The sequence below is a fragment of the Pseudobutyrivibrio sp. UC1225 genome, assembly GCF_900115215.1.
Classification (GTDB): domain Bacteria; phylum Bacillota; class Clostridia; order Lachnospirales; family Lachnospiraceae; genus Pseudobutyrivibrio.
On the sequence record NZ_FOVQ01000006.1, the window covers coordinates 70,824 to 85,509 of the forward strand.

Below are 14,686 nucleotides of genomic sequence, written 5' to 3' on the forward strand. Positions count from 1 at the left end.
ATCAATAAACAAAAAAAGAAGAGGTTTCCCTCTTCTTCTAATGCTTTATAATTCCACCGCCCAGCACTACATCTTCATCATAAAATACTGCTGACTGACCAGGTGTTATGGCTCTCTGTGGCTCATCAAATATAATCTTTGCAGATGTGGCACCCACTCTCTGGACTTCACAAGGCTGCTCTGTCATTCTGTAGCGAACCTTTGCTTTACATCTAAAAGTCTCTGGCAAGTCCTTTGGTCCAATCCAGTTGATATTTTCTACAAATACATCCCTTGAAAACAAATCTTCATTCTTGCCAAGTACTACCTGATTCTTTTCAGTATCAAGCTTAACAACATAAAGTGGGTATGCTGCAGATATGCCTAGTCCCTTTCGCTGACCAATAGTGTAGCAAACCAAGCCCTTGTGTCTGCCAAGTACATTCCCTTCCATATCCACGAAATCACCAGGTTCATATTCCTTACCAGTAAATCTCTTAAGAGCCGATACATAATCCCCATCTGGAACAAAACATATATCCTGACTATCAGGCTTATTTGCATTTACGAATTCATGTGCCTCGGCAATCTTTCTTATTTCGTCCTTAGAATATTCTCCAAGAGGAAATTCTGTGTGTGCCAACTCATCCTGTGTCATGGAATAAAGTACATAAGACTGATCCTTTGTAGCATCCTTACCTTTTAAAAGCTGATAACCACCATCGCATTTACGAACTCTTGCATAATGGCCAGTAACAATCTTATCGCAGGAAAGCTCCTTTGCTCTTCTGTAAAGCTCACAAAACTTAAGATGCTTATTACATTCTATGCAAGGATTAGGAGTCATTGCGTGCTCATAGCAATCTATAAAATTATCGATTACCTTTTCTCTAAACTGTTCCTTGAAATTCCAGGTGTAATGAGGCATGCCAAGCTTTCTGGCAACATCCTTTGCGTCCTGAACATCATCTAAGGAGCAACAGGTGCTGGTATCAGATAAATCCACATCCTCATTGCCATATAATTTCATAGTGCAACCCACGCACTCATATTCTTTTTCTTTCATTAAAAGAGCAGCGACACTACTATCTACGCCGCCACTCATTGCAATCAATGCCTTCATTTAGAATAATAGCCTCCATTCATATGATAAGAATATACAGCCATTTCAAACATCAGTCAACCGTAAGGCTGCCTAGCAGATACAAAGAACCTGCCATGCAAATCACATCTGCGTCATTCTCCAGCTCTGATAAATCCTCTCCTGTAAATGCCTGTGCCTTCACTCCTCGTAATATGATTCTTTCTGCCAGCTCATCAGCAGACATGGTACGTGGATTTGGCACCTCCACTGTAAAAACTTCCTTTGCCAGCGGCAAAAGCTCATCCAACATTATTTCCACTTCCTTATCCTGAAGGATTCCAAGAACAAAGGTTATCTTCTTTTCAGGGAAATAGGTCCTTAAGGAATCAGCCAACACTGAAGCTCCCTGACGGTTATGACCACCGTCAACAATCACAGGAGGATTACTCTTGATTACAGAAAATCTTCCAAACCATTTTGTTTTGTTAAGACCACCTCTTAATGCTCCATCCGGAATTACGAAGCCTCGTCTTTTAAGCTGCTCTATAGCTCTCATGGCAAGAGCTGCATTTTCCACCTGATAGGTGCCAAGAAGCTGTGTGCTAAGTCTGCTGCCAAATTCAGAAACCATAAATTCCTGTCCCTTAAGGTTTCTTGAAACCACTACTGGCTCAGTAGCAAAATTAAGCTCCACCTTCTTTTCTTTGCATACCTGAGCAAGCACTTCTATAACCTCAGGCTCCTGTTTTGCAGATACCACAACTGTTCCAGTCTTTATAATTCCAGCCTTTTCTGTGGCAATCTCGGCAAGAGTATTTCCGAGAATAGACATATGATCATAGCTAATTGGAGTAATTACACTTACAAGTGGTGCTGGAATAACATTTGTAGTATCCACTCTTCCACCCATGCTCACTTCCATAACTACGATATCACAGTCCATATCTTTAAAATACAAGAAGGACATTACTGTCAGGATTTCATACTCACTTGGATAAATTCCATCCGCTGCCAATTCATCGTAATACGGTTTTACGATATTAAATATTCTGGCGAAATCTTCATCAGAAATATCCTCACCGTTAACCTTATACATCTCATTGTAAGCATACAAAAAAGGTGAGGTAAAACACCCCACCTTGTAATTTGCTTCCTGTAATATGGTCGCGATAAAGGCTGAAGTGGAACCTTTTCCATTTGTACCTGCCACATGGATATATTTTAAATCCATCTGAGGATTACCTATCTTTTCCAACAATGCATTTTCAGCATCAAGGGACAAGAAATTTTTAATCCCTCCACCATTATTAGCTGGTGGAACAAAATGTGGAAGATTCTTAAAAAACTCTATCGCTTCTTCATAGGAATATTCTCTCATTTTAAGCCATAGCTCCTACTTTTACTTTGTCGAAAGCTTTAAGCACACTGTAGAATAAAACAGTGTAAACAGGAATCATAATTAATTCCTTTGGAAGTCTTGATACTATAGCTGCAACATAACCGCCCTGCAAATATAGCAGACTTAACCAGTAGCTGTTCATGATTACTCCAACAATTACCGTATATACGATTTGTGTAATAAGCACTCTAAGGAATGTAATCTTTTTGCCATGAAGCATCAAACCAAAAATGATACCGCCTACAATACCGCTAAGAGTGAAGCCAGGAAAGAATGGGCCAGTTGGTTTAACCAAGTATCCACCGATATCAACAAGAGCCCCTACGACTCCTGCCACACCTGGGCCAAAAAGCATTCCTGCCATGCAGATTGGCAATGAGCCAAATCTAATCTCAATTAGCTGATTAATTGGAATCTTGAAAAATCCAAGTACGATTCCAATAGCTGTAAGCATGGCTGCAACAGTAAGTGTCTTTGTGTCCATAAGTTTCTTCATAAAAAATGCACCTCCTTTGCAGTTCCTTTTGTCTACACTAGGAGGTGCATATTGCACTTCTCATATGTAGCAGCGGGATGCGACCATAAAACCGCGGATAAAACCTTCGTCCAAATGACAACTCCCTGTTCACCTGGCACTTAACGCTTTACAGTCTACTCTGCATTTGTTTTTTTTGTATTATAAGTGTCTTATGTGCTAAATGCAATAACAAAAATAAAAAAAGCTGTGAATACTTTTTGTACTCACAGCTTTTGTGGTAATTAACTATTTAAGAGTAATATTTCCCTTTACTGTTCCGTAATCCTTAGCAGTAATCTTTCCGCCAAGCTGAGTGTTAACATAATCCATAACAGCCTCATCCATTACGATACCTGTATCAAACTGGTTTGTTGCGCTACCAAATGCATAGTATGTGTCACCACCTGCAGCTACAAAGTTGTTTGTTACAACTGCATATGTGTCATCAGCCTTGAATGGCTTACCGTTAATGCTGTCGATTGTAACTCTGTTAATAGATGCTGGCTTATAGTATGTAGACTCTGGATAAGCCTCACCCTGTGCAAATGGAACTGCAGTGTTTACTGTGAACTTAATTCCAGAAACCTGTGGGAATCCACCAACTGCCTCAGGTGTGCAGTAAGTGCTGGCCTCAAGAGCCTCTAAAAGAACAGAACCCTTTACATAAACAACTGCTACTGTATTTCCAAATGGAAGAACTGTATTGATGTCCTTCTTTGTTACAGAACCTGCGTTGATAGAAGCACGGATACCACCACCATTTGTGATAGCAACAACATGATCATCAGGAACAGTAAGAGCACCCTTCTCCTTTGTTACGCTCCACTTGAGACCGTCAGCAATTAAATCACCAAGGTTTGTCTCCTCTGTACGAACACCAGGAGCCTTCTTACCATTAAGATCAATTTCAGACTTAGCAAGCTCAACACCATACTCAGCATCAACTGCATCCTCGATTGTCTTGTCTACTGCTGCTATAAATGTATCCTGGATGATTCCATCATCAAGCTTTACAAGATACATATCTTCAATCTTCTTAGAAGCATTATCGATAACAACAATACCAGCTGTCTCAAGCTTTGTACCTGTAGACTGAACTGGCTCATCACCTGGCTCGTTAGGATCTGCATCTTTAAGAGACATAAGTGTGTGTGAATGACCATCGATTACTAAATCAATACCTGTTGTGTTAGCAAGCATATCAACACTTCTGTGTCCATCAGGAGCTGATTCCTCATCAACACCAAGGTGGCTAAGGCAAACAACAAGGTCAACGCCCTGAGCCTTAAGAGCCTCTACCTGTGACTGAGCGCATGTGTAAATATCGCTCTTTGAAAGGAACTTAACACCCTTGATTGTTGCAGGATTAACCTTTGTCTGTGTCTCTGGTGTCTCAAGACCAAAGAAACCAATCTTTAATCCAGAAGGTGTTGTGAAAACAGTATTTGCATCAAAAAGATTCTTTCCCTTAGCATCTACTACGTCTGCGCAAACTACCTTGAACTTAGCATTTGAAAGGTTGTACTTAAGCTGAGCATAACCATAATCAAATTCGTGATTTCCAAGTGTTACAACATCGTATCCCATAGCATTCATCATGTTGATGGCATACATACCCTTTGTTGTACTAACATAAGGTGTACCCTGGCTGAAATCACCTGCATCTGTAAGAATTACATCAGCGCCTCTTGCCTTAAGCTCATTTCTAAGAGCTGCAAGCTGTGAGTACTTATCCATTGCACCGTGAACATCGTTTGAGTGAATGATAAGTGTCTTGCCAGATAAATCCTTGGCAATCTGTGGCACGATCTTGTACTCAGCCTCATAAGCATAAGCCTTTGTTGGAGTAAATCCCATGGTAACTACCATGGCAGCTGCGAGGACAAAAGTAACTACCCTCTTTAAACCATTTCGCTTTTTCATTAATTACCCTCCTTATAAAAAGTGTTTATAAGACAATTATATCCAATTTTAATAAAAAGGGTAGATTCTATTTATACGTATTTACGAATTATTCTTTATCTCTTCCAAGAAATCTCATTTTGCCCTTGGCATCAAAGTGGGGATTCTTAGGATTATAAATTCGATGTACTCCACTGTTATCTTTCAGAATGATAGATTCAGGCTCAGAAGACTCCTCCCCGTCCACTCGTTTTCTTTTGGCAATATCTTTATTTAAGGTATCAAGCTCTGTTTTTACTCGCACCATTTCCTTGGCCATGGCCTTCATTACGCTAAGGACAGTACTGGCATTTTCCTTGCTGATGAAGTCTGCCATATCAGCTTCTTCCAAACGTATGAGCTTCATGTCAGTCTGGGCTACAACAGTATAATTATCCGGACGCTTTGTGAGCATTCCATATGCACCAAAGCAGTTACCCACGCCAAACTTGTCTATTATAGTCTCCTCTTTTGTTCCGTAGCCAGCATACATATAGGCTCTTCCGGACAAAATGACATACAGATATTTATCCGGCTGTCTCTCCACTATAATTTTCATTCCCTGAGGTGCTACTAAAAGTTTATCTGTGTTTACCATTTATTACCCCCATAATAAATTACCCTCATTTTTATTTCATTATACAACAAAAGAGCCCTATGTCTCCATAGAGCCCCTTTTTAGGAAAATATCTTATTTAAAATTTGCACGAACGATTACTACTCTGTAACCGAAGAATGGACCATTTCCTTTAACCTTGCATAAACCTCTGTCAAAGAAACCAATGTATGTAAGCATCTCAGCTTCATAATCCTTGCCTTCCTTTAATGTAACAGTAGTACCCTTCTTTACACCAAAGTAAGCAGCCTCATCATTAGCGTTAACCTTGTAGCTCATCTTAAGTGTTACTCTGTTTGTCTTCTCGTTCCACTCAACTACTCTGTCCTTAACGTTAACGTCAGCAATGTGTACCTGTGCATCAGCGATTACATCAAGTGCAACCACCTTCTCACCTGTGAAGTTAGAACCAGCAGCTCTAACTACTGCGAAGTACTGTCCGTCACCGTTTGATGCCTTAGCAGGAAGCTTCTTCATCTCCTTGCCATTCTCACCAAGCTTGTAAGTAACTGTGTACTCGCTCTTTGAAAGCTTCTTGCCATTAAACTTAACAGTTACGTTAGGAGCCTGAGCGCTCTTCTTCTCCTTTAAGTTCTTTGGTGCTTCGAACTCAAAAGCATCACCAGCAAAATCTGCTGCTGAAATTGTGAAGTTAGCCTTAAGCTCACCTTCGTACTCACCCTTAAGCTTAACAATTACTGTTGGAAGTGACTCATCAAAGTCATCACCCATACCTGTGCTAACCTTTGTAGCTGCGTTCTTATTGTTCTTGTAAGAAACCTTGTAGTCAATGCCCTTAACTAATGTCTTGTCACCAACTACTACAACTACCTCTGGCTTAATAGCCTTTCCTGTGTAAACTGCATCCTCAACAAGTGAGATTGTAGGAACTTCCTCAACTGGCTCCTCAGGATTCTCTGGCTCAGCCTCTGCATCAGCAAGTACTACCTCACCGAATACTCTAGGTGCGCTCCATCCGTTTCCTGTCTCATCATACCATGTTCTTGTACCAATACGTCCACCGTTAGCACCATCGTTGATCTGAAGATCAAAACCAATTGCTGTGCCAATTTCTGGTGTAATATCTGTCCAAGCAAATGCAGCCTCTACCATGTAGCCATCATCTGTTACAGTAACAGCATGATCACAATTCTCCTCAAGACACTTTGTACCATTGAAGCTTGTCTCATTTAAGTAGTTAATTCTGTACTGCTTGTCATCAGCCTCATAAGCATCTGACTTATTGTTATTCTCATCAATGAATACTTCTACTGAATCCTTTTCATGAACAGCGCTAGCGCTTGAATCAAGGACAGCATCCTTTACGTTCATAAGAACATAAAGCTTGTTTTCATCCCAAAGAACCTTAGCTGATGCTGTTGCGTTTGGATGTGTACCGCCTGTGATTGTAAGATCTACATCCTTAGCGTTCTCCCAAACCTTATCAACCTTACCATCAACCTCTGGTGTACCCTTTACAACTGACATATAAGGCTTGCAAAGAGCCTTTGCAAAATACTTGCTGCCCTCAGCCTGTGTAAGTCTTGTGTTGTTGAAAGCGTGCTCACCCTCTTCATCAGTTACTACTACATCGAGAGCGAATTTTGCTGATGCTTCAAATTCCTTTGGACCTTCAAGTGTAAGTACACACTCGCCATCCTCATTGAATGCTGACTCAGCAACCTGAACATCAGCGCCATCAGCCATAGCCTGTGCAAAGTCAACATAAAGCTTAACTGACTTAGCACCAGCTGCCTTAACCTTTACAGAAACCTTATTTCCATCCCATACAGGAATGAAGCTGTAGTCTGTTCCTTCAATCTTAATCTGCTTACCATGTGCAAATGGATCCTTACCAGCTGCCTGAACAACTGTGATGCTGTTGATAGCTGGCTCAAGCTTTGAAGGATCTACAAGTGCCCAGAATGCTGGCTTAGCCTTGTACTGTCCGTCAAAGAGAAGTGGAACCTGCTTCTGTCTACCATTAGCTCCACCACCAACACTGCTGCTTGTCTGGAGCCAAGAGTTAGGATCGATAACACCCCAAATAGTAAAGCCGTTTACGTCAATACCTGGCTCTGCATCGATTTCTCTATAAGCATCTAATACTTCCTTGTATCTGTAAGCTTCCTTTGTGTACTCAGAAGAAAGCATAGCCTCAGAACCATCGAAGTCTGAGCTGCACTTGAAGTCAAGCTCTGTAACCTGGATTGTTCCAACAATCTTACCGTAACGGATACCACAGTCAACGATCTGCTGCTTTGTAGGACCCTGCATATTGTGGTGACCCTGCATACCGTAACCTGTGATACGTGTAGGAAGAACTGAATCCTTCTCGTGCTTCTTTACACTTTCAAGTAACTGAGCAATTGCATCTGGCTTGTTACCTGAGCACTCGTTGTAATCATTGTAGTAAAGCTCGAGGCTATCCTGACCCATCTCGTGAGCATAGTAGTTAGCATATCTGAAGGCGTTAAGGATGTACTCTGGTGCATCCTCTGAGCTTCCGATACCATAAATTCTAGCCCAGTTTGAGTTCTCGCTAGCGCTTCTGTATGTACCAGAACCATCTGAGCAAGCCTCGTTTACAACATCCCATCCATAGAACATATCCTTATATTCTGAAGAGAATACATGCTCGAATACGCTCTTGATGAACCACTCATGACGGATTGACATTTCCTCTGGTGAAACGAATTCGCCATTTGGATCATAGTTCTCCTTGAAGAACCATGCAGGAGTCTGTGAGTGCCATGTAAGTACATGACCTCTTACCTTAATCTGGTCATCTGGATGCTCATCATTCCAATCCTTAAGAACCTTAAGCATTTTCTCTGGACGAGAGAAGTCCATCTTTGGAACTTCCATGTCCTTATGAGTAACACCCTTTGCATCTGTCCATGTCTCTGTAATGATCTGTCCATCTGCTGGCTTGTTATTGTTGTATCCAAAAAGTGAATCTGGCTTAAACTCATTACCAAAAGTTACTGCATTAAAGTGCTTCTCAACGAGATCCATCAATGTCTGATCTGTGATCTCTGAGATCATAATAGCAGCACCAGTGTATGAGTCATCACCAAGACCTGTCTTTGAAGAAACATAATCCTTTAAGTCAGGAATATCCCACTCAATTTCACCATTTCTTGTAGGTGTATCATCATCCTCTTCTTCTGATACAGGTGTTGGCTCTGGATAATCCTCAGCACTACCCTTTAATGTAAGTGTGATACCGCTAAGCTTGTATGTAGCGCCGCCATCTCCGTTACGCATTAAACCAAAGCCATCAAATTCAACACCATCGTTATTCTCGATTGTGTTTGAGCTATATGAAGCTTTTAATTCCTCGCCCTGATTTCTAAGCTTTACGGTGAAGCCGCTGACATCACCTTTCTTAACCTTTACAGTTGCCTTTACAACATCAGCACCCTTGATACCCTCTGGAAGACCAAAAATCTTCTCAGCATACTGGCTGCTGAACTCAAGTGTACAAACACCCTTCTTGAATGAAACTTCGCTACCCCATGAGCCACTGAAACCATAGTCAGCATTGAAATCCTCTAGGCTGTATGTGATTTCACATGTCTCATCAGACTTTTCTTTTTCGTCGTCTTCTTCTGCGTCCTCAGACTTTGCTTCTTTAGAATCTTCTACCCCATTTGATCCCTCTGTAGCATCATCTTTTTTAGAGTCCTCTTCAATTGCATCTTCTTCGGCAACTTCCTCAGAATCTGCTCCCTCTTCTGTCACTGATTCCTCATCTTCCACAGCCTCAGTAGCACCATCAACTTCTGTCGCGTGAACAGATGGTGGAACTACAGATGTGGCCATCATTGCAGAGATAGCAACGACTGACAAGAATCTGTAAAGTCTTCTTTTTACCATTCCCATATATTCTCCTTTTTTTTAATGTAAAAACCGCGCGCGCTTAACTTTATAATACATGGGCTGATAATAAAAAAGGAGGGATAATCTATAGGATTATCCCCCACAAAATATATATTGTAGATTAAAAAACTTGAACCTCATCATTAGTTTCTGTTACACTGAAAAACATTTGCTTTCTTTTGGTCCAAGATAAGACTCTCGCACCTGGTTTTCAGGGTTCCAAAGAACTATTTTTTCTATTACTACAGCTGGATCAATTGCTGTAAGTGTTATTTCATTAAGGCCTTTCTTAAGAGCAAGCTTGCACTCTCCAATATGAATATTATCAAGAACACCTACTCTCCAGCTGGCAGACTTCCATGGGTCAAACCCTTTATCTGGAATTGTATTTACAGCAGTTCTCTTAGCGCCATTAGCTGACACACCAACAGAAAGCTTGCCATGGTAAACTACAGGATTAGATGCTGCAGCATAAATCTGACAGGTATACTCACCTTCACTTGCAGCAAAAACCTTATATGTAAGTGCTGGTGCCTCATCCTCTTTATCAAATCTGATATTCTGAGGGTAAGCCTTCATACCACTTAAGGTACGACCAAAATCCTTTATCTCTTTATATTTTGCAAGCTTTGAAGCTTTGCTTTCTGCAAAATGAGCAGCCTCTATAGAAATAGCTCCATTTGCTTCGAGGAAGCATTTCTCTTTGACGTTAGATAAATCAAGCGTGCTAGCCTGAACTAAAATCTCTACCATTGGGATACTTGTACAGTTCTCAGACTCATCTGCTACTACTTCTCCATTATCTACGTAAATACGAATCATAGCCTCTGGGTTCTTATCCCACTTATCCTTTAAGATTTTAACCTTGAAATTATTTGAAACTTCGGTACTGCCAGCTTCATTCTTTCTAAGAGTTTCACCGGTAGAAACATCTATTATTTCTATCCAGTCACCCTCCCAATCAATATGATATTCAAGGGTGCTAAGGCCACCATTTGCAACTTCAAATTCGCCTATACAATGTGATTCGAAACAAAGTGGCATATTAAGTACATGTCGGGTCCATCTATGTGCCCATGTATAATCTGTCTGATCCGCAACACTAACAATAAGTCGAGAAGCCTTTACAGGATTTACATAATGACTCAATGGAAGCTGACACTGCTCATCATTCCAATGAGTAAATCCAATATGATAAACCGACTGCATATGATTCCATTTGCCATTGTTTCTAGTATGGAATTCCTCGGTAAGGCTTCTTTCCCTTTCAATGCACTCTGTAATCATTTTTGCATATTCATTAGCCTTAGTCTTATGCTGTTTAGCATAAAGCTCATTTAAGCCGCTATAGATTTGCATCTTATTAATTTCAGCAACTGCGTTTACAGGATAATATACCTCCTGGAAGAAGCACTCCTCTAAATCAGATCCCTTTACTTTTTCAAACAAATCATCAGCCTTTTCTGTTGCTTCGTAAATACGATTCAACACACGGCGTGCCTCATTTTCATGAACTGGATGATAATGATCATGATGAAGAGCCTCTGGTCTTCTTCTTCCATTCCATTTTGTGTACTCCGTTGCAAGCTCTGCTGCCTGTTCAGCTACCTCGCCTGTAAAGCCAAGCTTATTGAAAAACTGTAAGGTATACTCATCAGTCTTATTGATAGCTTTTGTTCCCCACTTATCAAAATCGTAAGCCAAATCGATAAAGTAGCTAAGTGGAAGCTCCTGATTTTTGATATCTCCAACATTAACAATCCATGCAGAACGGATACCATAGTCATAAGCCATGGTCATCTGCTCCCACACCTTTGTAAGTGGAGATGAATTTATCCAAAGATAAGAAACCGGCTCACCAAAATAATCGAAATGATAATACATTCCAAAGCCGCCTGGCTTCTTTCTTAGTTCCTCATCTGGAAGGGTACGAACGTTTGCGAAATTGTCATCGCAAAGCATCATGATGTCATTATCAAGAACCTCCCAATCCTTCAGTCCCTTTGTCTTTTCATCACCAAAGTAATAGTCCTCTACCTCTTTGTAAATTGCAAGAAGCTGTGGATGCTCAGATGGAGCGTACTTAGCGATAAGCTCCTTCTGCTTGGTGATTGCCTTTTTCAAAACATTTATATTGTCCTCAAGAGTGGCATCCTCTGGCATAAGGTAAGAATCGTTTTCTCCACGCATACCAATTGTGATAAGATTCTCAAAATCCTTATTTCTGATAAGACCATCTTTCCAGAATTCTGTAATTCCCTCCGCATTTGAGAGGAAGCTCCAGTCTGTTCCGTACTGAGGATTGTCGCGTCTTAAGGTCTGGAACTCCTGTCCCGAACGACAGCATGGCTCATGGTGAGATGCGCCCATGATTACACCCATCTCATTGGCAAGCTGAGCGTTTTCGATATGATCTAAGGTAAAATCAGAACGCCACATTGCAGGCCACAGATAATTTCCCTTAAGTCGAAGAAGAAGTTCAAAAATCTTCTCATATAATTCAGGACATGGTCTGATACTTCCAAATTTTTCCCTTGCCCAATTACCAAAGCATGGCTGCTCATCATTAATAAAAAAGCCTCTATATCTTACAGAAGGTTCCTTTGAAACCTTGCAGATGCTTTCGTCAAATACAACCTGACTTAATCTTTTCACCTTTGCATCAGCCCAGTAGTACCATGGTGATACACCCATTTTTTCAGAAATATTAAACATTCCATAGATAGTGCCTCGCTTGTCACTACCAATAACTGCAAGGATTTTCTGTCCTGGATTAATAACATCCTCTAAGAGGTAAATACCGTAAACCTCTCTTTTTCCTTTAAGCTTTGAAAGGTCGATATTATCAGCAAACTTTTCAGCTACTGTCTTGCTCTCACAAACGCCCACGTATATAACGAACTCGTCCTTTGGAAGTTCTTTTACTACCCTTGAAGAAACACCGGTAACTCTCTTAATATCCTTTGAGAATATACCAGTCATTTTCTCCAGGCCAAATACCCCATTATCCTCCAAAAGAATAGGTGCTGCTTTTCCATTTTTGAATAATTCAAATCGTGCCATGATGTCTCTCCTACTCCAAACTTGTATACTAGTATAACACAATGATTTTTATATTAAAACCACTTTATTCATAGTGCCTATTATAAATAATAAAGAGGTGATGGAAGGTCAAATCCATCACCTCTTAGTAGACTTTTTTTATTCTATTTACAATCGAGTTACTCTGTTAAATCTGCCTCAATTTTAAACTTGGCAAGTTCATCATTAATTGCAAGTGCTGAATCTGAAACTGAATTAGCAACATTTTCTACACCTTGGCTCTCAGTAGCAATCTGATTTGCACTTTCAGCTAAGGCAGTAATTGTAGCTGAAATTTCTTCTGAACTAGCTGACTGCTCTTCTGAAATAGCTGCAACAGATGAAGCTATATCATTTACCTCACCCATCATATTAATCATTCGCGCCATAGTTTCAGCTGCCTGATTCAAATCATCATAAATCTTATTGAAGCTTGTTCCGGCTTTTTCTACTGCCTCACCACTTTCATTAATGGAATCTGTATTACGCTGTGACTTTTCTGCGAGGTCAGAGATAAGACCTGTAATCTGCTTAATAATATCTCCAATTTCCTTAGCAGCATCCTGTGAATTCTGGGCAAGCTTTCCAATTTCATCAGCAACAACTGCAAAGCCCTTACCAGCCTCACCAGCACGGGCAGCTTCAATAGAAGCATTAAGTGAAAGAAGATTTGTCTGCTCAGCTATAGAATCAATCATTTGTACAATATCAGTAATCTGCTTAGCTGACTCACCAACGGTTGTAACAACCTCATTCATCTCACCCATGGATTCCGTAATACGTCCCATGTTTTGCTGAACAGCTGACATGTCTTCCTGTCCAATCTTTGCCTGCTCTACCAAATCAAGCATTACAGTGTTAGTAGAATTACCGTTATCTGTTAAATCAGAAACCGCTTGAGCAAGACTCGTTGCATTCTCAGCAAGTTCGCCAACTGCATTTGTAATATCATCCATGGTCTCCTGAATCTGCCCCATAGATGTAGACTGATCCGATGCCTCAGAACTCATCTTTCCAGATGCACTCTTAGAGGTTTCCGAATCCTCCTGAAGCTGCTCAGCCTTACCTTGAATTGAACTAATGGCTCCGTTCATTATTTGAACGAAACGAGTCATCTCATTACTGATAAGACCAATTTCATCGCCTCTATCCCTTGGCATTTTTGCAGTAAAATCACCATCTGAAATCTTTAAAATACTATCTGAAAGGCTATTTACAGGCTTAGTAATTATTCGGCTAACTGTAAGTTGAATTACGATTACTATAAGGAGTATAAGCAATACCATTACAAACAACGAAATGCTCATAAAGCTATTTGCTTCCTTCATTACATCATCTACTGAAACAGAAGAAATTAGTGTCCATGGTGTACCAGGAATTGCTGCAGCACTTACATAATAATCAATTCCTGTTGTTGGCTGATTAATCTTAATAACCTCTGTAGAACCACTATCTATATAATTCTTACAATCTATTAAGAACTGGCTTCCAGACTCTTCTATTTTCATACCATTCTTATCTGTTTCGAAATAAGAAACAATATATTCTTTATCAAGAATAACTGAGCCACCAGTTTTCATAGGAGTAAGCTGAGAGACTTCATCTTGAAGCTGTGTTAAGAAAACATCAACTCCAGCAACACCAAATTCACCATTATAGAAATCAACTGCTCTAACATATGTAACGCACATTTCACCTGAACCTGAATCAATATAAGGCTCTGTGGCTACGAATGTCTGATTATCTTTTCCCAAAGCATACCAACCGCGTTCAGTTGGCTTCCATGAAGCATCCTGTATAGTTCCATTTGCAAAGAAATATGAGTTATCCGAGAATCCAACATAAATACCAGAGTTTGGAACAGGCTGATAGTTAACTGATGGTTCACAGTACTTTAAATATGTATTATGGTCTTCCATAGGAAGCTGTTCCATAGTGTCACAATACTCACCAAATTTTGCAGTCAACATCTTAAAGCCACTACCAAGTATCTGTGCATTATCATTACCCTCTGCCTGCAAATCCATCATTGCAATTTCGGTAATAATACTTCGTGCATTAAAAGAAATAAACAGAATGATACCTACAGTACCTATCAAAATAATAGGTACTAAACGAATCATTAATGAAGCACCGATACTCTTCTTAACTCGTTTCGTCTTTTTTGCCTTCTTAGCCATATTT

At 40.2% G+C, this 14,686-nt stretch carries 8 protein-coding genes and 1 riboswitch; all 8 genes read right to left on the reverse strand.

Features of this window, described 5'->3' with window-relative positions; all coding sequences use genetic code 11:
* Nucleotides 1-37 precede the first annotated feature (37 nt).
* The 8 genes from mnmA to BMZ41_RS09325 all read right to left on the reverse strand — a co-directional run bounded on the left by mnmA (nucleotide 38) and on the right by BMZ41_RS09325 (nucleotide 14,682).
* Nucleotides 38-1,102, reverse strand: coding sequence for a tRNA 2-thiouridine(34) synthase MnmA (gene mnmA, locus BMZ41_RS09290; protein WP_090167621.1), 1,065 nt, complete (start codon nucleotides 1,100-1,102; stop codon nucleotides 38-40).
* Between the two features lie 52 nt (nucleotides 1,103-1,154).
* On the reverse strand, nucleotides 1,155-2,441 hold the full coding sequence (locus tag BMZ41_RS09295; RefSeq protein WP_090167623.1) for a bifunctional folylpolyglutamate synthase/dihydrofolate synthase: 1,287 nt from the start codon (nucleotides 2,439-2,441) through the stop codon (nucleotides 1,155-1,157).
* Between the two features lies 1 nt (nucleotide 2,442).
* On the reverse strand, nucleotides 2,443-2,958 hold the full coding sequence (locus BMZ41_RS09300) for a folate family ECF transporter S component (protein ID WP_090528937.1): 516 nt from the start codon (nucleotides 2,956-2,958) through the stop codon (nucleotides 2,443-2,445).
* Nucleotides 2,959-3,026: 68 nt separating this feature from the next.
* Nucleotides 3,027-3,123, reverse strand: a riboswitch (THF riboswitch).
* 102 nt (nucleotides 3,124-3,225) lie between these two features.
* Nucleotides 3,226-4,902 carry a bifunctional metallophosphatase/5'-nucleotidase gene (locus BMZ41_RS09305; protein ID WP_090167625.1) on the reverse strand — a complete coding sequence of 559 codons (1,677 nt, stop codon included), beginning with the start codon at nucleotides 4,900-4,902 and terminating at the stop codon, nucleotides 3,226-3,228.
* Between the two features lie 88 nt (nucleotides 4,903-4,990).
* A complete protein-coding gene (locus tag BMZ41_RS09310; RefSeq protein WP_090167627.1) occupies nucleotides 4,991-5,518 on the reverse strand; it encodes a Crp/Fnr family transcriptional regulator in 528 nt (175 codons plus the stop codon).
* Between the two features lie 93 nt (nucleotides 5,519-5,611).
* Nucleotides 5,612-9,424, reverse strand: a complete 3,813-nt coding sequence (locus BMZ41_RS09315; RefSeq protein WP_090528939.1) for an endo-1,4-beta-xylanase — start codon at nucleotides 9,422-9,424, stop codon at nucleotides 5,612-5,614.
* A gap of 150 nt (nucleotides 9,425-9,574) precedes the next feature.
* The gene (locus BMZ41_RS09320; RefSeq protein ID WP_090528941.1) at nucleotides 9,575-12,484 is read right to left on the reverse strand and encodes a glycosyl hydrolase 115 family protein; all 2,910 of its coding nucleotides are present in this window, start codon (nucleotides 12,482-12,484) and stop codon (nucleotides 9,575-9,577) included.
* 158 nt (nucleotides 12,485-12,642) lie between these two features.
* Nucleotides 12,643-14,682, reverse strand: coding sequence for a methyl-accepting chemotaxis protein (locus BMZ41_RS09325; protein WP_090528945.1), 2,040 nt, complete (start codon nucleotides 14,680-14,682; stop codon nucleotides 12,643-12,645).
* Between the last annotated feature and the right edge of the window lie 4 nt (nucleotides 14,683-14,686).